The sequence below is a fragment of the Heliorestis acidaminivorans genome (assembly GCF_008933955.1).
GTDB classification, from domain to species: Bacteria; Bacillota; Desulfitobacteriia; order Heliobacteriales; family Heliobacteriaceae; genus Heliorestis; species Heliorestis acidaminivorans.
Genome location: NZ_WBXO01000012.1, coordinates 32,928 through 55,987, shown reverse-complemented (window position 1 = coordinate 55,987; position 23,060 = coordinate 32,928). Strand labels below are relative to the sequence as shown.

Sequence of the window (23,060 nt, the reverse complement as noted above, 5' to 3'; positions counted from 1 at the left end):
AGGGAGAGAAACCGTTGCTCGACGTCAATAATTTTGATCGCATGCGCATAGGGTTGGCATCAGCCGATCTGATCAGATTCTGGTCAAGTGGAGAAGTCAAGAAGCCAGAAACAATTAACTATCGTACCTTAAAGCCTGAGAGAGACGGCTTGTTTTGTGAACGGATTTTTGGACCTACCCGAGATTGGGAATGTCACTGCGGAAAGTATAAGCGAGTCCGTTACAAAGGAATTGTATGCGATCGCTGTGGTGTAGAAGTTACTAGATCGAAAGTTCGACGTGAGAGACTAGGTCATATTGAATTAGCCGCTCCAGTCTCTCATATTTGGTACTTCAAAGGTATACCCAGCAGAATGGGACTAATTCTCGATATGTCGCCTCGCTCTCTGGAAAAAGTATTATACTTTGTCTCTTACATCATTATAGATGCAGGCGACACAACCTTAATGAAAAAACAACTTCTTACAGAAACAGAGTATCGTGAGCATCGAGAGAAGTACGGCAATCGTTTCAGAGCCGGTATGGGTGCCGAAGCGATAAAAGAATTATTGGCGGAAATGGATCTCGAAAAACTTTGTCAAGAACTGAGGCAAGAGCTTAAAGAAGTTACAGGACAAAGAAAAGTTCGAGCCATTAGGAGACTTGAAGTCGTAGAAGCATTCAAACATTCTGGTAACCGACCAGAATGGATGATCATGGACGCTATCCCCGTAATTCCACCTGAACTGAGACCGATGGTGCAACTTGACGGTGGGCGCTTTGCCACTTCAGATCTTAACGACCTCTACCGTCGAGTTATTAACCGTAATAATCGATTGAAGAGGCTTCTTGATTTAGGGGCACCAGATATTATTGTTCGCAACGAAAAACGAATGCTTCAAGAAGCAGTTGATGCACTGATTGATAATGGACGTCGTGGTCGTCCCGTAACAGGACCAGGCAACCGACCTCTTAAGTCCTTATCAGATATGCTCAAAGGAAAACAAGGTCGCTTCCGTCAAAACCTACTAGGTAAGCGGGTTGATTACTCTGGTCGTTCCGTTATCGTTGTAGGACCGGAACTGTCTATGCACCAATGTGGCTTACCCAAAGAAATGGCGCTGGAGCTTTTTAAGCCCTTTGTTATGAAAAAGCTGGTAGAAGAAGGCCATGCCCATAACATCAAAAGCGCAAAGCGTATGGTTGAAAGAGTCAAAAACGAAGTATGGGATGTATTAGAAGAAGTTATTGCCGAACATCCTGTCTTACTGAACCGCGCACCTACCTTACACCGTCTAGGGATTCAAGCTTTTGAACCTGTACTTGTAGAAGGTAGAGCCTTGCAAATCCATCCTCTCGTCTGTACAGCTTATAACGCTGACTTTGACGGAGACCAAATGGCTGTGCACGTGCCTCTATCAGCAGAAGCACAAGCAGAAGCACGGAACTTGATGTTGTCAGCTCACAACATCCTTAACCCCAAAGACGGTCGACCAGTTGCTACTCCTACGCAAGATATGGTTATTGGAGCATACTATCTCACTGTAGAACGAGAAAACGTCTTTGGTGAGGGGAAAGTTTTTGCCTATCCCGAAGAAGCTATAGCTGCTTACGAAGCAAAAGAGCTTCACTTACAAGCATCTATTCGTGTAAGGACTAATGCTAAGCTGGAAGAAGCACTAAGCCATAGTAAAGATCAAGCAGCACAACGAGATGAAAAAGGCTTCCTCAAGACGACTGTTGGGAGACTTATCTTTAACTCCGTTATACCTCCTGCTGTTGGCTACGTTAACGAAGTAGCAGGTAAAAAGCAATTAGGTCAAATTGTTGCAAATTGTTACGAACGAATGGGCATTGGCAACACTGCTGCTATGTTAGATGGCATCAAAAAACTTGGCTACTCATACTCAACAAAAGCAGGTATTACTGTTGGTATTACTGATGTAGAAGTACCAGATGAAAAAGCAAAGCTACTCCAAGAAGCAGATAGTCACGTTGAAAAAGTAGAGATGCAGTTCCGACGAGGACTCATTACTGGAGAAGAGCGATACCAGAAGATTATTGACATCTGGAATAAAACTACAGACGAAGTAACGAAAGCACTATTAGAGACATTAGATAAATTTAATCCTGTCTATATGATGGCTACATCGGGCGCCCGTGGTAATATTCAACAGATCCGTCAGTTAGCAGGCATGCGGGGTCTCATGGCAGATCCTTCAGGACGCATCATCGACTTGCCTATTAAAGCTAACTTCCGTGAAGGCCTTACGGTCTTAGAGTACTTTATCTCTACACACGGTGCGCGGAAAGGTCTTGCTGATACAGCCTTACGGACAGCTGACTCGGGATATCTGACTCGTCGTCTCGTTGACGTTTCGCAGGACGTGATCGTGCGCGAAATCGATTGCGGTACGGAAGAAGGAGTTCCTGTAGATGCTATTGTTGATGGAAGACAAGTTATTGAACCACTTTCCGATCGACTAGCTGGTCGCTATGCTATGGAAGAAGTGGTGGATCCTGAAACAGGTGAGAAACTTACCATCATAGATGAAGAGATTCGCAATGAAGCGGCTGATCGGATTGAAGAGTTGATAAAACGTCAAGTGCTACCTAATCGTCCAATCTACATCCGTGCAGTTCTTACTTGCAAAACTCGCTATGGTGTATGTAGAAAATGTTATGGACGCAATCTAGCAACTGGCAAAGCCGTTGAAATTGGCGAAGCTGTTGGTATTATCGCGGCTCAATCTATCGGTGAACCTGGTACCCAGTTAACTATGCGTACCTTCCACACCGGCGGTGTTGCAGGTGATGATATTACACAAGGTTTGCCGCGTATTGAAGAGCTATTTGAAGCAAGAAAGCCAAAAGGCCAGGCGATCATTGCTGAAGAAGATGGTATCGTAAAAATCGTAGAAAACAAAGGTCGGAAAGACGTTGAAATCATCACCGATGATGGTGAAACTCATCAATACAGCGTACCTTTCAACTCTAGGATCAAGATAGATGAAGGTCAAAGAGTACTAGCTGGTACAGAACTAACAGAAGGCTCAGTGAACCCTCACGATCTACTACGTGTCAAAGGCATTCAAGGCGTACAAACCTATTTGCTCAAAGAAGTACAAAGGGTTTATCGTCTTCAAGGTGTTGATATTAATGATAAACACATTGAAGTAATGGTCCGTCAGATGATGCGTAAAGTTAAAGTCGAAGAATCAGGCGATACAAGTCTTCTTCCAGGAGGACTTATCGACATTGCCGATTTCGAACTGGAAAACCTGCGAGCTATAGAAGAAGGTGGAGAACCAGCGACTGCACGACCAGTGTTACTTGGTATCACTAAGGCATCGCTAGCTACCGATTCATTCCTCTCAGCCGCGTCTTTCCAAGAAACAACAAGAGTTCTTACAGAAGCGGCAATTAAAGGGAAGGTAGATCCCTTATTAGGCCTAAAAGAAAACGTTATTATCGGCAAGCTCATACCAGCTGGAACAGGAATGTCTCGTTATCGAAACATTCGTGTTGTTGTAGATGGTGAAGTGCAAGCTGAAAATAATAATGAAGTACTTTTTGAAGAGTAAGTCTTCATAAATAAGACTGTCTTATTGACTTTAATTCCTCTGCGGAGTCAAGAAATTGACTTCGCAGAGGAAAAAGACTTCTTGTTGACAGTTAAGCTAATAAGTGATACGATAATATAGTGTGTGATTCGTTAAAGGAGGATACCGATGCCTTTAGAGCGCTTGAAAACAGCTCGCCAGAGGACGGTGGGAACCAAGCAAACCCTGAAGGCTGTTGAAAAGGGTCAGGTAGAAGTTGTCTATGTGGCTCAGGATGCTGACCCTCACGTCATTATTCCTTTAATGAAGAAATGTGAGGAAAGAGCAATACCTGTCATTCAAATCGATACCATGGACACTCTAGGAGTGGCTTGTGGAATCAAAGTTGGTTCAGCTTCGGCAGCCATATTGAAAGGATAGTATTTTCCTCGGATAAGGATACGCATGGGTGAGTTGTAAGCTGAAGAAGACCTGGAAGGAGGTGCATGTTCATGCCAACGATTAGTCAATTGGTACGCAAAGGTAGAAAGAAACTTGTGGAAAAATCTACGGCGCCAGCGTTGAAAGAAAGTCCGCAGAAAAGAGGCGTATGTACGCGTGTATACACAACTACACCCAAGAAGCCTAACTCTGCACTTCGTAAAGTAGCGAGGGTTCGTCTGACGAATGGGATAGAAGTTACAGCCTACATCCCCGGCATCGGGCACAACCTCCAAGAACACTCCGTCGTTCTTGTGCGGGGAGGCCGGGTTAAAGACCTTCCTGGTGTCCGTTACCACATCGTTAGAGGTGCCTTAGATACAGCAGGTACTCAGAACCGCAACCAGGGCCGTTCAAAATATGGTACTAAGCGTCCTAAGAAAGGCGCTGCCGCTGCGAAAAGGTAATTCATAAATTGTAAGGGGGGAAAAGAATGCCACGTCGTGGTTCAGTCCCGAAGCGGGATGTTCTCCCTGATCCAATATATAAATCCAAGTTGGTAACCAAATTAACCAACCAGATCATGTTGGACGGGAAAAAGAGCATTGCCGATCAAATTGTCTATGGGGCCTTTGATCTGGTTCAAGAAAAAACCAATAAAAACCCCATGGAAGTCTTAGAAACCGCTATGAAAAACATCATGCCATTACTTGAAGTAAAAGCGCGTCGTGTTGGTGGTGCGAACTATCAAGTTCCTATTGAAGTACGCCCCGATCGTCGACAAACTTTAGGAATTCGTTGGCTAATTCGTTATGCTCGCGAGCGTTCCGGTAAAAGTATGGTTGATAAACTAGCCGGTGAAATCATGGATGCCGCCAACAATGTAGGTGCTTCCGTGAAGAAAAAAGAAGATACTCATAAAATGGCAGAAGCTAACAAAGCATTTGCGCACTATCGTTGGTAGAATAGAAAAACTTTTCAAGTTTACTCTATGCCCCAAGATAGCTAGAAAGGGGGAACGAACGTGTCGAGACAGTTTCCATTAGAGAAAACTCGTAATATCGGTATCATGGCTCACATTGATGCTGGAAAAACGACAACAACTGAGCGTATCCTCTTCTACACCGGTCGTGTTCATAAGCTTGGTGAAGTCCACGATGGAGCCGCAACCATGGACTGGATGGTACAGGAGCAAGAACGTGGTATCACTATCACTTCAGCTGCTACGACCTGTCAATGGCAAGGACATCGTATTAACATTATCGACACACCCGGGCACGTGGACTTCACAGTAGAAGTTGAACGTTCCCTTAGGGTTTTGGATGGGGCTGTTGCTGTATTCTGCTCAGTTGGTGGTGTAGAACCTCAATCTGAGACTGTGTGGCGACAAGCCGATAAATATGGTGTTCCTAGAATAGCTTATATCAACAAAATGGATCGCGTCGGCGCTGACTTTTTCCGTGGAGTATCCATGATTAAGGACAGGCTCGGTGCTAATCCTGTACCTCTTCAAATTCCGATTGGTGCAGAAGACCAATTTAAAGGAATAATTGATCTCGTCACTATGAAGGCTGTTGTTTACGTTGACGATCTAGGAAAAACCAGTGACTTAGCCGAAATTCCAGAAGATCTCGTTGACTTGGCCAACGAATATAGAGAGAAACTTCTAGAAGCTGTTGCAGAAACAGACGAAGAACTGATGATGAAATATCTTGAGGGCGAAGAGCTAACAGAAGCGGAAGTTCGTGAAGGTATTCGTCGAGGCACTATTGGTGTTAAGATGATACCAGTTATCTGTGGTTCATCCTTTAAGAACAAAGGTGTACAACCACTGTTGGACTCTGTCGTTGCATATATGCCAGCTCCAACAGACGTTCCTGCTATTAAAGGTGTAAACCCTGATACAGGTGACGATGATAAGCGCGAAAGCTCTGATGCACAGCCTTTTGCGGCACTAGCCTTTAAGATTATGGCTGACCCATACGTAGGTAAGCTTGCTTTCTTCCGTGTTTACTCTGGTGTTTTGAATTCAGGTTCTTATGTTTTCAATTCAACCAAAGGGAAGAAAGAGCGGATTGGCCGTATTCTTCAGATGCATGCCAACCATCGTGAAGAAATTGCGCAAGTTTACACCGGAGATATTGCAGCTGCTGTAGGATTAAAGGATACTACCACAGGTGATACACTTTGTGATGAGAAAAATCCTATTATTCTAGAGTCTATGCAATTCCCTGAGCCTGTAATCTCTGTTGCTATTGAACCTAAGACAAAAGCTGACCAAGATAAAATGAGTGTGGCATTACAACGTCTATCGGAAGAAGATCCAACTTTCCGTATGTATACAGATCAAGAAACAGGTCAAACAATCATCTCTGGTATGGGTGAGCTTCACCTAGAAATCATTGTTGACCGTATGCAGAGGGAATTTAAGGTAGACGCCAATGTAGGTCGTCCTCAAGTTGCCTACAAAGAAACCATCCGTGGCAAAGCTAAAGTGGAAGGCAAGTTTGTACGGCAGTCTGGTGGTCGTGGTCAATACGGTCATTGCGTTATCGAGATGGAACCTATCGATGCAGGCGGTGGCTATGAGTTTGTCAACAAAATCGTCGGTGGTGTTATTCCTAGAGAATATATACCTGCTGTTGATAACGGAATTCGTGAAGCCATGGCAAACGGTATTCTCGCTGGATACCCAACCCTTGACCTTCGCGTAACTCTGGTTGACGGTTCTTACCACGATGTAGACTCCTCTGAAATGGCCTTCAAAATTGCTGGTTCTATGGCGTTCAAAGAGGGTGCCAGAAAGTGTAACCCTGTACTTCTAGAACCTGTCATGAAGGTAGAAGTTGTTGTTCCCGAAGAATACATGGGTGATGTCATTGGTGACATGAACTCACGTCGGGGACGTATTGAAGGCATGGAAGCTCGGGCTAACACCCAAGTAGTCCGTGGCTTTGTACCCCTTTCTGAAATGTTTGGTTACGCTACAGATCTGCGTTCTCGTACGCAAGGTCGTGGTCAATATGTAATGCAATTTGATCATTATGAAGAAGTACCCAAAAACATCGCAGAAGGAATTATGGCCAAAAGGCAAGGCTAAACCGTTAATAACGGTTTTCGCCATATAGAAAGGTGGCCAAGCCACCTAACATTTCCTCGAAAGGTAGGATGAGTAAAAAATGGCAAAAGCCAAATTTGAGCGCAAAAAGCCTCACGTAAACATTGGAACAATTGGTCACGTTGACCACGGTAAAACTACAACAACAGCTGCTATTACATTAACTCTTTCTAAGGCTGGCGGAGCAGAGTTCAAGAAGTATGACGAGATTGACGCTGCACCAGAAGAGCGTGAACGCGGTATTACCATTAACACTGCTCACGTTGAGTATGAAACAGAAACTCGTCACTATGCTCACGTTGACTGCCCAGGTCACGCTGACTACATCAAAAACATGATCACTGGAGCTGCTCAGATGGACGGCGCAATTCTCGTTTGCTCCGCTGCTGATGGCCCCATGCCTCAGACTCGCGAGCACATTTTGCTAGCTCGTCAGGTTGGTGTTCCTTACATCGTTGTATGGCTTAACAAAGCCGACATGGTTGATGACGAAGAACTTATGGAACTCGTAGAGATGGAAGTTCGTGAACTTCTTTCCTCCTATGAATTCCCTGGTGACGATATTCCTGTTGTAACAGGCTCTGGACTAAAAGCACTTGAGTGTGGATGCGCTGAGCGTTCTTGCGAATGGTGCGGAAAAATCTGGGCTCTTATGGATGAAGTAGATAGCTACATTCCTACGCCTGAGCGTGACGTTGACAAGCCTTTCTTAATGCCTGTAGAAGACGTCTTCACCATCACTGGTCGTGGTACTGTTGCTACAGGCCGTGTAGAGCGTGGAATTGTTAAAGTGGGCGACGAAATTGAAATCGTGGGTCTTGCTGAAGCAACTCGCAAATCCGTTTGTACAGGCGTTGAAATGTTCCGTAAGCTTCTCGATCAAGCACAAGCTGGTGACAACATTGGTGCACTGCTTCGTGGTGTTGAGCGTAAAGACATCGAGCGTGGTCAAGTTCTCTCCAAGCCCGGTACTATTAAGCCTCACACCAAGTTTGAGTCTGAAGTATACGTTCTTTCCAAAGAAGAAGGTGGACGTCACACTCCTTTCTTCAACGGCTATCGTCCACAGTTCTATTTCCGCACAACTGACGTAACTGGCTTCGTTCAACTTCCTGATGGTATTGAAATGTGCATGCCTGGTGACAACGTTAAAATGATTATTGAACTTCACAAAACCATTGCTATTGAAGAAGGTCTTCGCTTCGCGATTCGCGAAGGTGGCCGTACAGTAGGCGCTGGTGTTGTAACAAAAGTTATCGAGTAAGAATGAACAAAAAAAGACCGGGTTACCGCAGGTAGCCCGGTCTTTTGCAGATATCCAAAGTTACTCACCTAGTAGGAATTTGAAGCCATAACTCTTTTCTATAACTTTTAATTGTAGAGTCTTTAGCCTCCTTTGATGAAGATGAATTAAGTATTATATTCTTAGACATAATCTAGAATGTACCTTTTTACAATTAAATTATAAAAAAACAGAAAAAAATATAATAAAAAATGAATTTGCTCTTGCAAATTGAGAACTAAAGTGATAGACTTACATATCGTGGGTTGGATTTGCGATGAAGTGAAAGGTTGCCTGACAGACCCCTCTTGAGGTCTCATTTTTTAAGACTATTTTAGGACACACCCGAGAGCGTTGTTGGGGTAATTTTCATGGAGAAGGTCCGTAATCAATCGGGCGAGTTAAAGGAGGGACTACCTACAATGGGTAAACAAAAAATTCGTATACGACTGAAGGCTTTTGATCACAGAATTCTAGATCAGTCTTCTGAAAAAATCGTGGATACGGCCAAACGGACGGGTGCCTCTGTATCGGGGCCCATTCCCCTGCCGACTGAGAAGAGCATTTTTACAATCCTACGTTCTCCTCACGTCAACAAAGATTCCCGTGAGCAGTTTGAAATGCGTACACATAAGCGTCTAATCGATATCTTAGAGCCCAACCCGAAGACAGTAGACGCTCTTATGCGCTTGGACTTACCAGCGGGTGTCGATATCGAAATCAAACTGTAAACCTTTTTGTAGAGATGGGAGGTGTAGTAGGTGTTACGTAAAGGACTTCTAGGCAAGAAAATTGGCATGACACAAGTCTTTGGCGATAATGGTGAATTAGTTCCTGTTACAGTTGTAGAGGCAGGACCTTGTATCGTTGTTCAAAAGAAAACACTTGAGAACGATGGTTACGAAGCCATACAGATCGGTTATGGAGACATAAGAGAAAAGCTTGTTAATAAACCTAAAAAAGGTCACTTAAAAAAAGCAGGCGTCAAATTACTTCGGCACTTACGCGAATTCAAAATAGAAAACCCAGGTGAATATCAAGTAGGTCAAGAATTGAAAGCAGATATCTTTGCTCCTGGCGACATTGTTGATGTCGTAGGAACTTCCAAAGGTAAAGGTTTTGCCGGCGGTATTAAACGACACAACTTCCACAGAGGACCAATGCAGCACGGCTCGAAATATCACCGTCGCCCAGGTTCTGCTGGAGCTAAAGGCCCTGCTAGAATCTTCAAAGGTCGTAAAATGCCAGGTCGCATGGGTGCAGAACGCGTTACTGTGCAGAACCTCACGGTAGTGTCTGTAGACAGTGAACGCAACCTTCTATTAATTAAAGGTGCTGTACCAGGGCCAAAGAAAACTTTGTTAATGATTAAAAACGCTGTAAAAGCGAACTGATAACCCCCCGGAGAAAGGAGGATATACAATGCCAAAAGTAGCGGTATACAACATGGAAGGCAGTCAAGTCGGAGAGATTGACCTAAAAGAAGAAATTTTTGGTATCGAACCGAACGAAGCTGTGCTTCACCAGGCTGTAGTAGCTCAACTGGCCTCCTGGCGTCGAGGCACTCATAAAGTAAAATCCCGTGGCGAAGTCTCCGGGGGTGGGAGAAAGCCCTGGAGACAAAAAGGTACAGGTCGTGCTAGAGCTGGTACCATTCGATCTCCCTTGTGGCGCGGTGGAGCAATTACCTTTGGTCCACAACCTCGCGATTACAAGATTACACTCCCAAAAAAAGTCCGTCGTCTTGCCCTGAAGTCAGCTTTATCTGCTAAAGTGCAAGAAGGCAATATCGTTGTTCTAGATACATTAACGATGGAAGCACCCAAAACTAAAGCAATGGCAACTGTCCTTGATAAGTTGCAAGCTGATCGTAAAGCTTTAATCGTTACAGCTATTAATGACGAAAACATTTTCAAATCAGCACGTAACATTCCAGGTGTCAAGCCTTTAGATGCAGTAAGCATTAACGTTTATGATATTCTAAAGCATGACAAACTGGTTATTACCAAAGATGCAGTGGCTAAGGTTGAGGAGGTGTTCGCCTAATGCGCAGTCCATATGATGTATTGCTTAAGCCAGTCATTACAGAAAAATCAATGGACCTGACGGCTGATAACAAATACACCTTTATCATCAACCCCGATGCTAACAAGATTGAAGTTAAATATGCTGTCGAACAGCTCTTCAAAGTAAAAGTCCTTGACGTTTGGACTTTGAACGTCAAAGGCAAGAAAAAGCGTATGGGCAAATTTGTGGGACGTACATCGGATAGGAAAAAAGCTATCGTCAAACTTCGTGATGGCGATAAAATCGAAATATTCGAAGGCGTATAATCCCTGGTCGGACCAGAAGGAGTGAAACGCAATGGCTGTAAAAAAGTTTAAACCCACCTCACCAGGTAGACGCCAGATGACGGTGGCGAGCTTTGCCGAAATCACAAAAAGTGAACCTGAAAAATCACTTGTTCAACCCCTGAAGAGAAAAGCAGGTCGTAACAACCAGGGTAAGCTGACAGTTCGTCACAGAGGCGGCGGACACAAGCGCATGTATCGTATCATCGATTTCAAGCGCAATAAAGACAGCGTCCCTGCAAAAGTAGCGGCAATTGAATACGATCCAAACCGTAGTGCACGCATTGCATTGCTTCACTATCATGATGGAGAAAAGCGCTACATCTTAGCACCCGATGGGCTAAAAGCAGGAGATACTATTTTTTCCGGTCCAGAGTCGGATATTAAGACAGGTAATGCTCTACCGATTCTTAATATTCCTGTCGGTACAGTGTTACACAATATCGAGATGCGTCCTGGAAAAGGAGGACAACTTTGTCGCTCCGCAGGTACATCAGCACAATTGATGGCGAAAGAAGGCAACTATGCAACATTACGCTTACCATCTGGTGAAATGCGTAAAGTACACATCACTTGCCGAGCTACAATTGGTCAGATTGGACATCTCGAGCACGAGAACATTACCATTGGTAAAGCCGGCCGGAAGCGTTGGCTGGGTATACGACCAACCGTTCGCGGTGTCGTAATGAACCCCAACGATCACCCACATGGTGGTGGTGAAGGTCGCTCCCCGATTGGACGCAAAGCGCCTGTTACACCTTGGGGTAAAGTGGCCATCGGTGGTAAGACTCGTCGCAAAAAAGCTTCTGATAAACTTATCGTTAAACGTCGTAACCGTAAGTAGCGACTAGAAAGAAGGGAGGATCGCGCATGGCCCGTTCCCTTAAAAAAGGTCCTTATGTTGAAGGAAGCCTTTTCAAAAAGGTTGAGGAAATGAATAATAAAGGCGAGAAAAAAGTTATCAAGACCTGGTCTCGCCGTTCCACTATCTTCCCACAATTCGTCGGTCACACCTTCGCGGTACACGACGGAAGAAAGCACATTCCTGTGTATGTAACGGAAGACATGGTCGGTCACAAATTAGGAGAATTTGCCCCATCCCGAACCTATAAAGGTCATGCAGGCTCGGAAAAATCGAGTCGACTACGTTAGTAGCCATCGGAAGAGGAGGAAGGCCAATGGAAGCCAAAACAGCACAAGCGGTGGCCAAGTACGTTCGTACCTCTCCCCGAAAGGTTCGACAAGTTATTGACCTTATTCGTGGGAAGGCAGTCGCTGATGCACTGGCCATACTAAAGTTTACGCCTGTAAAAAGCGCTGTAGACGTGGAGAAAGTATTAAAATCTGCTATCGCCAATGCGGAACACAACTACGATATGGATGTTGAACAATTAATCGTAAAAGCTTGTTATGTTGATCAAGGACCAAGCATTAAGCGTATTAAGCCTCGTGCTATGGGACGTGCAGACGTAATTCGCAAGCGTACATCTCACATCACAGTTGTTGTTGCAGAAAAGCCAGCAAAAACAACAGCTCCCCAAAAAGGAGCAGGCAAGGTAAAAGCAGCGGCTACGGCCGAGACAAAGGAGGGATAACCTGTGGGTCAGAAAGTCCATCCGAAGGGATTTCGAATTGGAGTCATCAAAGACTGGGAGGCAAAATGGTTTGCTGACAAGAACTATGTTGAACTCCTGCACGAAGACCTTAAAATCCGTAAGTTCATCAAGAAGAAACTCTATATAGCTGGAATTTCTCGAGTTGAAATCGAGAGAGCTGCGAATCGGGTGAAAGTGACCATTCACACAGCGAAGCCTGGAATCGTCATTGGCCGCGGCGGTGCAGAAGTTGAAAATCTGCGTAAAGAGCTGGAGAAAATGACAGGACGCGCTGTGAATGTAAACATCAGCGAAGTCAAAAAGCCAGAGCTTGATGCACAATTGGTCGCTGAAAACGTTGCTGTTCAGCTGGAGAAAAGAGTTTCCTTCCGACGTGCCATGAAACAATCAGTTGGTCGTACGATGAGATTAGGTGCTGAAGGCATCAAAATCATGGTATCGGGTCGTCTTGGTGGTGCAGAGATTGCACGTACGGAATGGTATAACGAAGGAAAAGTACCCTTGCACACACTACGTGCAGACATTGATTACGGTTTTGCAGAAGCTCATACAACCTACGGTGTCATTGGCGTGAAAGTATGGATCTATAAGGGAGAGGTTTTGCCAGGAGCAGTTCCTCGAACAGATAACAAAGAATCTGAACAACGCCCAGAGCGCCGGGAAAGAGGCGAGCGTCGCCCGCGAGGAGAGCGTCGTGGACCCGTTTCTGCGGAAGGAGGGAAATAGACCATGCTATTGCCAAAAAGAGTGAAATGGCGTCGAGTTCACCGAGGCAGAATGAAGGGCAAATCTGCTAGAGGCAACACAGTTGCTTTTGGAGAATACGGATTACAAGCTCTTGAGCCAGCCTGGATAACTAGCCGTCAGATTGAATCTGCTCGTATTGCCATGACCCGTTACATCAAACGGGGCGGTAAGGTATGGATTAAGATTTTCCCCGACAAGCCTGTTACAGCAAAGCCAGCTGAAACCCGCATGGGTTCCGGTAAAGGTTCTCCTGAGTACTGGGTGGCTGTCGTAAAACCTGGCCGCATTATGTTTGAACTAGCTGGAGTACCAGAAGAGGTAGCCCGTGAGGCCATGCGTTTGGCCATGCACAAACTGCCCATCAAATGCAAATTCGTAAAACGCGAGGAAGTGGGTGGTGAAGCCAATGAAAGCTAAGCACTTACGTGATTTGAGTACTGATGAATTGCGTAAAAAGCTCAATGATTTCAAAGACGAACTCTTCCGCCTCCGCTTTCAACTAGCTACCCAACAGTTGGAGAACCCAATGCGGATCCGGGAAGTGCGTACCAACATTGCCCGGACTCAGACTGTCCTCCGTCAACGAGAACTGGAAGCCAAAAAGGCTTAAGTCCGGGTGGGTAAGGAGGTATATGAAGTGTCAGAAAGAGCTGAACGCAAGACAATTACTGGCAAAGTAGTCAGTAATAAAATGGATAAAACGGTCGTTGTTGCTGTAGAAGATCGGGTGCAACATCCACTTTACAGAAAGACTGTACTTAGAAGTAAAAAGTTCAAAGCTCACGACGAAAACAACAGCTGTAACATCGGCGATGTTGTCTTAATCATGGAGACTCGTCCCATGTCTAAAGAAAAACGTTGGCGTGTAGTTGAAGTCGTTGAGAAGGCCGTCATCGTCTAATTTCCCCCAGGATAGGAGGTATATCCCGTGATCCAACAAGAATCACGACTTAAAGTCGGTGACAACACAGGTGCAAAAGAGCTATTATGCATCCGTGTGTTGGGTGGATCTTTTCGGAGATACGCTTCAGTAGGCGACATCATCGTAGCCTCTGTCAAAGAAGCGGCTCCTGGCGGCGTTGTTAAAAAAGGCGATGTAGTTAAAGCCGTTGTCGTGCGCACTCGCAAATCAATCAAGCGCAAAGATGGATCCTACATTCGCTTTAGTGAAAACGCTGCAGTTATCATTAATGAACAAAAAAACCCACGGGGCACTCGTATTTTCGGGCCCGTAGCTCGAGAGCTTAGAGATCGCGATTTCATGAAAATCGTATCTTTAGCCCCAGAAGTACTGTAGGGTGGAGGTGAAAGCACCTATGGCCAACCCGAAAGTTCACGTCAAAAAAGGTGATACTGTTCAAGTTGTCACTGGCAAAGATGCTGGTACCAAAGGTAAAGTCATCGAAGTCATTCGTGATAAGAACAGAGTGGTTGTAGAAAAGGTGAACATTGTCAAGCGTCACACCAAGCCCACAAAGGCCATGCCCCAGGGTGGGATTATGGAAAAAGAATCACCTATCGATGCATCGAACGTGATGATTTATTGCTCAAAATGTGCAAGGCCCGTTCGAATCGGTAAAAAGATTAAAGACGATGGCAATAAAGTACGTATCTGCCGCAAATGCGGAGAAGTATTTGATAAGTAACCCTCGAGAGAGGAGGTCAGCAGATTGGCCCGATTAAAAGAAAAATACCTTAGTGAAGTTGCTCCAGCAATGATGCAAAAGTTTGGCTACAATAGCGTAATGGAAATCCCTAAGCTGGAGAAGGTTATTGTTAACATGGGACTGGGCGAAGCTGTACAGAACCCGAAAGCACTAGACGCTGCAGTTGGTGATCTGACCTTAATTACAGGCCAAAAGCCAGTTGTAACAACAGCGAAAAAGTCTATCGCAGGTTTTAAGCTTCGTGAAGGAATGAAAATTGGTTGTAAAGTAACTCTACGCGGAGAGCGTATGTATGACTTTACTGATAAGCTAGTCAATTTAGCACTCCCCCGCGTACGTGATTTTCGCGGTGTGAGTCCTAAGTCTTTCGATGGTCGAGGCAACTATACCTTAGGCCTGAAAGAGCAATTGATTTTTCCGGAGATCGATTACGATAAGATCGACCGCCTGCGCGGGATGGATATTACCTTCGTAACAACAGCGAAAACTGACGAAGAAGCCCGCGAACTGCTGAAGCTCATGGGTATGCCATTCCGCTCCGAATAATCGATAATGGAGGGAACCACGTGGCCAAAACGTCCATGAAAGTAAAACAACAAAGGACTCCTAAATTTGTGGTCCGTCAATATAACCGATGCAAAATTTGCGGACGCCCACACGCTTATATGCGTAAATTTGGGATGTGCCGGATCTGCTTCCGCGAACTGGCTTACAAAGGGGAAATCCCTGGCGTAACAAAAGCTAGTTGGTAAGATACAGGGAAGGGGGTAGAACCCAGGATGGTCATGACCGATCCAATCGCGGATTTTCTGACTCGTATCCGAAATGCCAACATGGCCTTTCACGATAAAGTAGAAATTCCAGCTTCCAAAGTAAAACGTGGAATTGCTGAGATTTTCAAAAGTGAAGGCTTCATTAAGGATGTAGAATATATCGAAGACAATAAACAAGGCTTGATTCGTATCTACTTGAAATTTGGTCCTAACCGTGAAAAGGTTATCACGGGAATCAAGCGTATCTCCAAACCAGGTCTTCGTGTTTATGCTAAAAAAGATGAGATCCCCAAAGTATTAAGTGGTCTAGGTGTAGCTGTTATCTCTACATCACAAGGTATTATGACAGACAAGTCTGCGCGTCAAGCAGGCCTTGGTGGAGAAGTACTTTGCTACATTTGGTAATACTGGGGCATTTTTGTGAAACTGAAAAGCAGGAGGTGTGACCATGTCACGGATCGGCAAGAAGCCCGTGGCAATACCAGCCGGGGTGGAAGTAACCGTTGACGGGAATGTGGTCACGGTCAAAGGCCCCAAAGGCCGGTTGAGCCGGGAGATGCACAGCGATATCATTGTCAACATTGAAGACAATGTGATCAATATTTCCCGTCCTAGTGACGAAAAGCTCCATCGAAGCCTCCACGGCCTAAGCCGCACCCTGATCGCCAACATGGTTGATGGCGTGACCAATGGCTTCAGCAAAAACCTGGAGCTCGTAGGGGTCGGTTATAGGGCTACAAAACAGGGCAAAAAACTTGTTCTTACCGTGGGATACAGCCACCCAGTTGAGATTGAGCCAGAAGAAGGCTTAGAGATTGAAGTTCCAGCACCAACAAAGATTACTGTCAAAGGCATTGACAAAGAAAAAGTTGGTGCACTGGCAGCCAACATTCGTAAGGTTCGTGAGCCTGAGCCATACAAAGGTAAAGGGATCAAATACGAAGGCGAAGTTGTTCGTCGTAAAGTTGGTAAGACAGGCGGTAAGAAAGGTAAGAAGTAGTCCTGACCGAGGTTGAAGGGAGTGAACCCGCAATGATCAAGAAAGAGGTCCGCAACAAAGTACGGAAAAGAAAACATCTACGTGTTCGCAAAAACGTAGCAGGTGTAGTAGAGCGTCCGCGTCTCTCTGTTTTCCGTAGCCTTAATCATATTTACGCTCAGGTCATCAATGATGAAACAGGTGAGACCATCGTGGCAGCCTCGAGTCTTGATGCCGAGTTAAAGGGAGAAAACGTCTCCGGTGGAAATATCGAAGGCGCTAAAAAAGTTGGTGCTCTTATCGCCAAAAAAGCGTTAGATAAAGGTATTGACAAAGTCGTTTTTGATAGAGGCGGATACATTTATCATGGACGCGTTGCTGCCTTGGCATCAGCTGCCCGGGAAGCGGGGCTTCAATTTTAAGCTACCGCATAAAGGAGGGAAAAAAGTGGCAAGAATAGACGCGAGTGGTCTGGAGTTAACAGAAAAGGTTGTCTATATCAACCGTGTCGCCAAAGTTGTCAAAGGTGGACGCCGTTTCTCCTTCAGTGCCCTGGTGGTAGTAGGTGACGGAAAGGGCCATGTAGGCTTTGGTCTAGGGAAAGCTGGCGAAGTACCAGAAGCCATTCGCAAAGGCGTTGAAGATGCGAAAAAGAACCTTATCAATGTTCCCATGGTCGGAACATCGATCCCTCACCAGGTTCTAGGCCGATTTGGTGCTGGTAAAGTATTACTTAAGCCAGCTGCAAAAGGTACTGGAGTTATTGCTGGCGGACCTGTCCGTGCAGTATTAGAGTTAGCTGGAATTTCCGACATCTTAACGAAGTCTTTAGGCTCCAACAACGCCAACAACATGGTAAGAGCTACCATGGAAGGGCTAAAGAGTCTCAAGCGCGCTGAAGAAGTTGCGAAGCTCCGTGGTAAAAGGCTAGAAGAGATTATTGGTTAGGAGGATTATCCTATGGCCAGCAAGCTAAAGATCACCTGGGTGAAGAGTGCCATTGGGTATCCCAAAAACCAGAAACTCACAGTGGCCACCCTGGGATTAAAAAAACTGAATCAAACAGTTATACATGATGATACCCCAGCAATTCGCGGCATGGTAAAAACCGTTTCTCACCTTGTAGCCGTGGAAGAGTTGGAAGCCTAATAAGAAGGAGGTGTCAATATGCAAATCCATGACCTGAAGCCAGCTCCTGGATCGCGCCAAAAGCCTACCCGTAAAGGACAAGGCATTGGTTCCGGTCTTGGGAAAACATCTGGCAGAGGCCATAAAGGGCAAAAAGCACGCTCCGGCGGTGGCGTTCGTCCAGGCTTTGAGGGTGGTCAGCAACCACTTCAAAGACGGCTTCCCAAACGTGGGTTCAGCAACGCCCCCTTTAAAAAAATCTTTACAATTATCAATGTAAAAGATTTGGCTCGCTTTGAAGCAGGTACTGTTGTAACCCCAGAACTGCTGATCAAAGAAAGAGTCATTAAGAAGATTAATGATGGGGTTAAACTTTTGGCTAATGGTGAAATTGACAAAGCTTTAACGATTAAATTGCATGGTGTAAGCGAAGCTGCAGCAGAGAAAGTTAAAGCAGCCGGCGGCCAAGTAGAGGTGATGTAAGCATGTCCACTGTGGTGGGCACCCTGCAGAACGCCTGGAAAGCAACGGAATTGCGTCATAAGATTTTATTCACACTGATGATGTTTCTAGTTTTCCGAATAGGCGCCCACATTCCTGTTCCCGGCATCAACCGACAGGTAATCGAGGATCTGCTAGCAACAGGTGCACTTTTTGGCTTTTTTGATGTCATATCAGGAGGTTCTTTTAGAAACTTTTCTGTCTTTGCCATGAGTATTACACCTTACATTAATGCCTCGATTATTATGCAACTTCTAACAGTTGTCATTCCCAGATTGGAACAACTGGCTAAAGAAGGCGCAGAAGGTCGGAAGAAAATCACCGAATACACCCGTTACTTCACCATTGTGCTGGCTTTTATTCAAGCTATAGGCTTGTCCTATGGTCTCAAAGGAGCCGTTATTAACCCCACTATCTGGAACTATCTCTTAATTGCAGTAACCTTAACAGCAGGAACGGCTTTCTTAATGTGGATCGGCGAAAGGATTACTGAAAAAGGAATAGGCAACGGTATCTCATTGATTATCTTTGCAGGTATTGTTTCTGCCTTACCTTCCGGTCTGGTCACATTATATGAATATATTCAGGTCGGTACAGCAAACATCCTCGGTGCGACTTTCTTCATCATCATAGCTGCCATCGCAATTGCCGGGATCGTATATATTAATGAAGGCCAAAGACGTATTCCTGTAAACTACGCTAAGCGTGTAGTAGGACGTCGTGTCTATGGCGGGCAAAGCACCCATATTCCTCTGAAGGTAAACCAAGCAGGTGTTATTCCAGTAATCTTTGCATCATCTATTCTCGCATTTCCTACAACAATCGCTGCATTCTTCCCTGATACATTCTTAGGAGCATGGTTTGCCAACTACTTTAACTTTGGCTCGTTCCTTCACAGCCTTTTCTATATATTCCTGATTATCTTTTTCACCTATTTCTACACGGCCATAACCTTCAACCCAGTTGATGTAGCTGATAACATGAAGAAGTACGGTGGTTTTATTCCCGGATTGAGACCTGGGAAGCCGACGGCTGATTATATTACAAAAGTAATGTCACGAATCACTCTTGTCGGTGGTATGTTCTTGGCTGTAATATCACTAATGCCTGTATTTGTCATCATGGCAACTGGAATTAGTAATATTTATTTCGGAGGCACGGCTCTACTAATTGTCGTTGGTGTGGCTCTCGACACTATGAAACAGATTGAATCCAACCTGCTCATGCGCCACTATCAGGGCTTTATGAAATAAGTCTAGAAAAACGATAAAAAAAGGGCATGTCCTCGAAGTACTACAACTATGATATTATGATGTCCCAACAAATGCTGCTCAATGGACTTGCCCAACTGTTTTGGAGGGATATATCCATGAAAGCATTACTAATGGGACCGCCAGGAGCTGGAAAAGGAACCCAGGCGGAGATGTTAATCCAACATTTTGGCATTCCTCATATTTCAACAGGTGATATGTTCAGGGCAGCCATCAAGAATGGCACGGAGCTAGGATTGCAAGCAAAAGCATATATGGATGCAGGTCAGCTTGTACCTGACGAAGTGACGATAGGCATTGTTCGTGAACGCCTCAGCCAAGAAGACTGCAAAAAAGGTTTTCTGCTTGATGGCTTCCCTCGTACAGCACCTCAAGCTGATGCACTGGAAAAGACATTGCAAGACTTAGATATGCAACTAGACGCTGTTATTGATATACAAGTAAGCCATGACAAACTGATTGATAGATTAACAGGTCGACGTATTTGTCGAAGTTGTGGTTCAACTTACCACGTTCTTTTTAACCCACCTGCAGAAGAAGGAAAGTGTAAAAAGTGTGGCGGCGAACTATATCAACGCAGTGATGACTCTAAAGAGACGGCAGAAAACAGACTTACAGTGTATAACAATCAAACAGCACCTTTAATTGAGTACTATCAAGCAAAAGGTCTTTTTCATAAAATCAATGGCGAACAAGAGATGCAAGAGGTTTTCCAAGATATAGTTAACATCTTAGGGAGAGAATCCTAGATGATCATTCTAAAAACCGCTCGTGAGCTCAACTATATGAGAGATGCAGGGCGGATCGTGGCCGATACTCATCGGGAGATGGAAAAGGCTGTAGCACCAGGAGTTAGCACAGCTGAACTGGATAAAATCGCAGAAGACTACATTAGATCCCGAGGTGCTAAGCCAGCTTTCAAAGGGTATCAAGGTTTTCCTGCAACTATATGTGCTTCCATCAATGAGCAAGTCGTCCACGGAATTCCTGGTATACGTCGACTCCAAAATGGGGATATTATCAGTATTGATGTCGGCGCAGTTGTAAATGATTACCATGGAGATGCAGCAGTTACCTTACCAGTCGGTGAGATTGATGAAGAGTTACAACGATTAATAGATGTAACTCGCGATTCACTCCATATAGGTATCGAGAAAAGCAGAGTTGGAAATAGGCTCTACGACATATCGAATTCGATTCAGGAATACGTAGAGAAAAATAATTTCTCAGTCGTGCGTCAATTTGTTGGTCATGGCATCGGCAAAAAAATGCACGAGGAACCACAAGTTCCTAATTTTGGACCTGCTGGCCGTGGTCCCCGACTTCAAGAAGGGATGACCCTGGCTATCGAACCCATGGTAAACGCCGGAACCTGGGAGGTAGAAACCAAGGAAGACCAGTGGACGGTTGTTACAAAAGACTTAAAACCGTCAGCCCATTTTGAGCACACCATCGCCATTACGGAAAAGGGGCCGGAAATACTCACCCTCTCCAGTGGAGGTTAGAGCTCTATGGAGACGTCTGAGGTTGTACCAGGTCAATTAGTACGATCTATATCAGGAAGAGATGTGAATCGATACTTCTTGGTGCTTAAAGCTCTTGATCAGAAGCACTTGTTAATTACAGACGGGCTCTACAGGAAAGTAGAGAAGCCAAAAAAGAAAAAGCTTAAGCATATAGAGGTTATCGATTCTGTGGCTAAAGATATTGGTGAAATGCTCCAAAAGGGCAAAACTCCTACAAACGCCCAGGCTGCCAGTGCAGTCCAACAGATGTTGGTGAATCTAGAGCTTGGATCGTAAATTTAAGGAGGCTGGAATTCCTTATGTCCAAAACGGACGTTATTGAAGTTGAGGGTCGAGTTGTTGAACCCTTACCAAATGCAATGTTTACAGTGGAGCTTGATAATGGGCATAAAGTGTTAGCCCACGTATCAGGCAAAATTCGTATGAATTTTATTCGTATTCTCCCCGGGGATAGGGTGACTGTAGAGCTTTCACCTTATGATCTTACCCGCGGAAGAATTACCTATCGATTTAAATAGGAACATTCATTGTCCCCCCAAGGAGGGATTTTCACATGAAGGTACGGCCTTCGGTAAAACCCATTTGTGACAAATGCAAGATCATCCGCCGTAAAGGCAAAGTCATGATCATTTGCGAGAATCCGAAGCACAAGCAAAAACAAGGTTAATAAGCGGGAGGTGCATTTCCCTATATGGCACGTATCGCCGGTGTCGACCTACCCCGTGATAAGCGGATTGAGATCGCATTGACTTATATTTTTGGGATCGGGCGCCAAACCGCCATCGAGATTCTCAAAGGTGCAGAAGTAAACCCTGACACTAGAACAAGAGAACTTACCGATGACGAAGTGGCCCGTATCAGAGAGTATATTGACAAAAACCTTACCGTTGAAGGTGATCTCCGACGGGTAGTGTCACTCAATATTAAACGACTGATGGAGATCGGATGTTACCGTGGCTTACGCCATCGTCGTGGTCTTCCAGTTCGTGGACAACGGACTAAGACAAACGCACGTACACGCAAAGGCCCAGCTCGTACAGTAGCTGGCAAGAAGAAGAAGTAAAGGGGGGGATATTGAGCAATGGCACGTCGTGTAACACGCACTAAACGTAAAGAACGTAAACAGGTTGATCGTGGCATAGCACACATTCGTTCTACTTTTAACAACACAATTGTTACGATTACAGACCTTACAGGGAACACTCTATCATGGGCATCTGCTGGCGTTCTTGGCTTTAAAGGCTCTCGTAAATCAACCCCCTTTGCCGCTCAAATGGCCGCAGAAAGAGCAGCCAAAGAAGCAATGGAACATGGTTTGAGAGAAGTAGAATGCTTAGTAAAAGGGCCTGGTGCTGGACGTGAAGCGGCCATCCGTTCTTTACAAGCTGCAGGACTTGAAGTAAACATGATTAAAGATGTTACACCAATTCCTCATAACGGATGTCGGCCACCAAAGCGCCGTCGCGTTTAATTCTCATATAGCAGGAGGTGCATCCACTGAATGGCTCGTTATAACGGCCCAGTATGTCGACTCTGTAGACGTGAAGGGACGAAGCTTTACCTAAAAGGTGAGCGTTGTTATACTGGCAAGTGCGCAGTAGATCGTCGTACTTACGCACCTGGACAACATGGTCAAGGTCGTAAGAAGGTATCTGAGTATGGCGTACAGCTTCGTGAAAAACAAAAGCTTCGTCGTATCTACGGTATACTAGAGCGTCCTTTTAGTAACTACTTTGACAAGGCAGAACGTCAAAAAGGTATTACAGGTGACAATCTGTTACGCCTTTTAGAGCGTCGCTTTGATAATATCGTTTATCGTCTTGGTTTTGCTCGTTCTCGTAACGAGGCGCGCCAGTTGGTGCTTCATAACCATTTCACCTTAAACGGTAAAAAAGCTAACATCGCCTCGATTCAACTTCGTGTAGGTGATGTTATTCAACTGAAAGAAAAAAGCAAAGACAGCCCAATTTTTCAAGAGATTCTGGCTGCGCTTGGACAAAAAACTGCTCCAGCTTGGTTAGAACTAGATGTCAACACCTTATCCGGACGGGTCCTTGCTTTGCCTAACCGGGAAGACATTGACACCAATGTACAAGAGCATCTCATCGTTGAATTGTACTCCCGGTAAAGGGTAAACTC

35 protein-coding genes and 1 pseudogene are annotated in these 23,060 nt (G+C 45.1%); all 36 read left to right on the top strand.

The features are described from left to right. The first annotated feature begins 14 nt into the window (after positions 1-14). The 36 genes and pseudogenes from rpoC (at position 15) to rpsD (ending at position 23,049) form a co-directional block, all read left to right on the top strand. Positions 15-3,563: a DNA-directed RNA polymerase subunit beta' gene (gene rpoC / locus F9B85_RS12645; RefSeq protein ID WP_151621574.1), complete on the top strand. Its 3,549-nt coding sequence runs from the start codon at positions 15-17 to the stop codon at positions 3,561-3,563. 147 nt (positions 3,564-3,710) lie between these two features. Then, positions 3,711-3,962: a L7Ae/L30e/S12e/Gadd45 family ribosomal protein gene (locus F9B85_RS12640; protein ID WP_151621513.1), complete on the top strand. Its 252-nt coding sequence runs from the start codon at positions 3,711-3,713 to the stop codon at positions 3,960-3,962. Positions 3,963-4,033: 71 nt separating this feature from the next. Next, positions 4,034-4,429: a 30S ribosomal protein S12 gene (rpsL, locus tag F9B85_RS12635; RefSeq protein WP_151621511.1), complete on the top strand. Its 396-nt coding sequence runs from the start codon at positions 4,034-4,036 to the stop codon at positions 4,427-4,429. A gap of 26 nt (positions 4,430-4,455) precedes the next feature. Next, positions 4,456-4,926 (top strand): 30S ribosomal protein S7, encoded by a 471-nt coding sequence (gene rpsG / locus F9B85_RS12630; protein ID WP_151621509.1) that lies wholly within the window; start codon positions 4,456-4,458, stop codon positions 4,924-4,926. Positions 4,927-4,986: 60 nt separating this feature from the next. Then, positions 4,987-7,062 (top strand): elongation factor G, encoded by a 2,076-nt coding sequence (fusA, locus tag F9B85_RS12625; protein WP_151621507.1) that lies wholly within the window; start codon positions 4,987-4,989, stop codon positions 7,060-7,062. Positions 7,063-7,141: 79 nt separating this feature from the next. Continuing rightward, entirely contained in the window at positions 7,142-8,344 is a 1,203-nt protein-coding gene (gene tuf, locus F9B85_RS12620) for an elongation factor Tu (protein ID WP_151621505.1), read from the top strand. Between the two features lie 440 nt (positions 8,345-8,784). After that, complete coding sequence (rpsJ, locus tag F9B85_RS12615) at positions 8,785-9,093, top strand: 30S ribosomal protein S10 (protein ID WP_151621572.1); 309 nt, start codon at positions 8,785-8,787, stop codon at positions 9,091-9,093. Between the two features lie 30 nt (positions 9,094-9,123). Further along, positions 9,124-9,756 (top strand): 50S ribosomal protein L3, encoded by a 633-nt coding sequence (gene rplC, locus F9B85_RS12610; RefSeq protein ID WP_151621503.1) that lies wholly within the window; start codon positions 9,124-9,126, stop codon positions 9,754-9,756. Between the two features lie 28 nt (positions 9,757-9,784). Continuing rightward, positions 9,785-10,408, top strand: a complete 624-nt coding sequence (gene rplD / locus F9B85_RS12605) for a 50S ribosomal protein L4 (RefSeq protein ID WP_151621501.1) — start codon at positions 9,785-9,787, stop codon at positions 10,406-10,408. Then, positions 10,408-10,695: a 50S ribosomal protein L23 gene (rplW, locus tag F9B85_RS12600; RefSeq protein WP_151621499.1), complete on the top strand. Its 288-nt coding sequence runs from the start codon at positions 10,408-10,410 to the stop codon at positions 10,693-10,695. The genes rplD and rplW overlap by 1 nt, the downstream gene beginning before the upstream one ends. Before the next feature lie 31 nt (positions 10,696-10,726). After that, the gene (gene rplB, locus F9B85_RS12595; protein ID WP_151621497.1) at positions 10,727-11,557 is read left to right on the top strand and encodes a 50S ribosomal protein L2; all 831 of its coding nucleotides are present in this window, start codon (positions 10,727-10,729) and stop codon (positions 11,555-11,557) included. 26 nt (positions 11,558-11,583) lie between these two features. Further along, positions 11,584-11,865, top strand: coding sequence for a 30S ribosomal protein S19 (gene rpsS / locus F9B85_RS12590; protein ID WP_151621495.1), 282 nt, complete (start codon positions 11,584-11,586; stop codon positions 11,863-11,865). Positions 11,866-11,891: 26 nt separating this feature from the next. Then, a pseudogene (rplV, locus tag F9B85_RS12585) lies at positions 11,892-12,230 on the top strand (50S ribosomal protein L22); the annotation flags it as partial. 81 nt (positions 12,231-12,311) lie between these two features. Beyond that, complete coding sequence (rpsC, locus tag F9B85_RS12580) at positions 12,312-13,055, top strand: 30S ribosomal protein S3 (RefSeq protein WP_151621491.1); 744 nt, start codon at positions 12,312-12,314, stop codon at positions 13,053-13,055. Between the two features lie 3 nt (positions 13,056-13,058). Beyond that, positions 13,059-13,493 (top strand): 50S ribosomal protein L16, encoded by a 435-nt coding sequence (gene rplP / locus F9B85_RS12575; protein ID WP_151621489.1) that lies wholly within the window; start codon positions 13,059-13,061, stop codon positions 13,491-13,493. Beyond that, the gene (rpmC, locus tag F9B85_RS12570) at positions 13,483-13,686 is read left to right on the top strand and encodes a 50S ribosomal protein L29 (protein WP_151621487.1); all 204 of its coding nucleotides are present in this window, start codon (positions 13,483-13,485) and stop codon (positions 13,684-13,686) included. The genes rplP and rpmC overlap by 11 nt, the downstream gene beginning before the upstream one ends. Before the next feature lie 27 nt (positions 13,687-13,713). Beyond that, positions 13,714-13,977, top strand: coding sequence for a 30S ribosomal protein S17 (gene rpsQ, locus F9B85_RS12565; RefSeq protein WP_151621485.1), 264 nt, complete (start codon positions 13,714-13,716; stop codon positions 13,975-13,977). A 27-nt stretch (positions 13,978-14,004) separates the two neighbouring features. Continuing rightward, positions 14,005-14,373, top strand: a complete 369-nt coding sequence (gene rplN, locus F9B85_RS12560; protein WP_151621483.1) for a 50S ribosomal protein L14 — start codon at positions 14,005-14,007, stop codon at positions 14,371-14,373. 19 nt (positions 14,374-14,392) lie between these two features. Next, positions 14,393-14,722, top strand: coding sequence for a 50S ribosomal protein L24 (gene rplX, locus F9B85_RS12555; RefSeq protein WP_151621481.1), 330 nt, complete (start codon positions 14,393-14,395; stop codon positions 14,720-14,722). Between the two features lie 24 nt (positions 14,723-14,746). After that, positions 14,747-15,289, top strand: a complete 543-nt coding sequence (gene rplE / locus F9B85_RS12550) for a 50S ribosomal protein L5 (RefSeq protein ID WP_151621479.1) — start codon at positions 14,747-14,749, stop codon at positions 15,287-15,289. Between the two features lie 20 nt (positions 15,290-15,309). Continuing rightward, a complete protein-coding gene (locus F9B85_RS12545; RefSeq protein WP_151621477.1) occupies positions 15,310-15,495 on the top strand; it encodes a type Z 30S ribosomal protein S14 in 186 nt (61 codons plus the stop codon). A 27-nt stretch (positions 15,496-15,522) separates the two neighbouring features. Beyond that, entirely contained in the window at positions 15,523-15,921 is a 399-nt protein-coding gene (gene rpsH / locus F9B85_RS12540) for a 30S ribosomal protein S8 (RefSeq protein ID WP_151621475.1), read from the top strand. A gap of 43 nt (positions 15,922-15,964) precedes the next feature. Beyond that, positions 15,965-16,516, top strand: a complete 552-nt coding sequence (gene rplF, locus F9B85_RS12535) for a 50S ribosomal protein L6 (RefSeq protein ID WP_151621473.1) — start codon at positions 15,965-15,967, stop codon at positions 16,514-16,516. A 32-nt stretch (positions 16,517-16,548) separates the two neighbouring features. Next, positions 16,549-16,917 (top strand): 50S ribosomal protein L18, encoded by a 369-nt coding sequence (gene rplR / locus F9B85_RS12530; RefSeq protein WP_151621471.1) that lies wholly within the window; start codon positions 16,549-16,551, stop codon positions 16,915-16,917. A 25-nt stretch (positions 16,918-16,942) separates the two neighbouring features. Further along, positions 16,943-17,443, top strand: a complete 501-nt coding sequence (gene rpsE, locus F9B85_RS12525; RefSeq protein ID WP_151621469.1) for a 30S ribosomal protein S5 — start codon at positions 16,943-16,945, stop codon at positions 17,441-17,443. Between the two features lie 12 nt (positions 17,444-17,455). Beyond that, positions 17,456-17,644 carry a 50S ribosomal protein L30 gene (gene rpmD, locus F9B85_RS12520; RefSeq protein ID WP_151621467.1) on the top strand — a complete coding sequence of 63 codons (189 nt, stop codon included), beginning with the start codon at positions 17,456-17,458 and terminating at the stop codon, positions 17,642-17,644. Positions 17,645-17,662: 18 nt separating this feature from the next. Continuing rightward, positions 17,663-18,106, top strand: coding sequence for a 50S ribosomal protein L15 (rplO, locus tag F9B85_RS12515; RefSeq protein WP_151621465.1), 444 nt, complete (start codon positions 17,663-17,665; stop codon positions 18,104-18,106). Between the two features lie 11 nt (positions 18,107-18,117). Then, complete coding sequence (gene secY, locus F9B85_RS12510) at positions 18,118-19,377, top strand: preprotein translocase subunit SecY (protein WP_151621570.1); 1,260 nt, start codon at positions 18,118-18,120, stop codon at positions 19,375-19,377. A gap of 116 nt (positions 19,378-19,493) precedes the next feature. After that, positions 19,494-20,144 (top strand): adenylate kinase, encoded by a 651-nt coding sequence (locus F9B85_RS12505; RefSeq protein WP_151621463.1) that lies wholly within the window; start codon positions 19,494-19,496, stop codon positions 20,142-20,144. After that, positions 20,145-20,900 carry a type I methionyl aminopeptidase gene (gene map / locus F9B85_RS12500; RefSeq protein WP_151621461.1) on the top strand — a complete coding sequence of 252 codons (756 nt, stop codon included), beginning with the start codon at positions 20,145-20,147 and terminating at the stop codon, positions 20,898-20,900. 6 nt (positions 20,901-20,906) lie between these two features. Further along, on the top strand, positions 20,907-21,197 hold the full coding sequence (locus F9B85_RS12495; RefSeq protein WP_151621459.1) for a KOW domain-containing RNA-binding protein: 291 nt from the start codon (positions 20,907-20,909) through the stop codon (positions 21,195-21,197). A 23-nt stretch (positions 21,198-21,220) separates the two neighbouring features. Then, a complete protein-coding gene (infA, locus tag F9B85_RS12490) occupies positions 21,221-21,439 on the top strand; it encodes a translation initiation factor IF-1 (RefSeq protein ID WP_151621457.1) in 219 nt (72 codons plus the stop codon). Positions 21,440-21,474: 35 nt separating this feature from the next. After that, on the top strand, positions 21,475-21,588 hold the full coding sequence (rpmJ, locus tag F9B85_RS12485; RefSeq protein WP_151621455.1) for a 50S ribosomal protein L36: 114 nt from the start codon (positions 21,475-21,477) through the stop codon (positions 21,586-21,588). A gap of 24 nt (positions 21,589-21,612) precedes the next feature. Next, positions 21,613-21,984, top strand: coding sequence for a 30S ribosomal protein S13 (rpsM, locus tag F9B85_RS12480; RefSeq protein ID WP_151621453.1), 372 nt, complete (start codon positions 21,613-21,615; stop codon positions 21,982-21,984). Between the two features lie 18 nt (positions 21,985-22,002). Further along, positions 22,003-22,392 carry a 30S ribosomal protein S11 gene (rpsK, locus tag F9B85_RS12475; protein ID WP_151621451.1) on the top strand — a complete coding sequence of 130 codons (390 nt, stop codon included), beginning with the start codon at positions 22,003-22,005 and terminating at the stop codon, positions 22,390-22,392. A gap of 30 nt (positions 22,393-22,422) precedes the next feature. Then, positions 22,423-23,049, top strand: coding sequence for a 30S ribosomal protein S4 (gene rpsD / locus F9B85_RS12470; protein WP_151621449.1), 627 nt, complete (start codon positions 22,423-22,425; stop codon positions 23,047-23,049). The last annotated feature ends 11 nt before the right edge of the window (positions 23,050-23,060 follow it).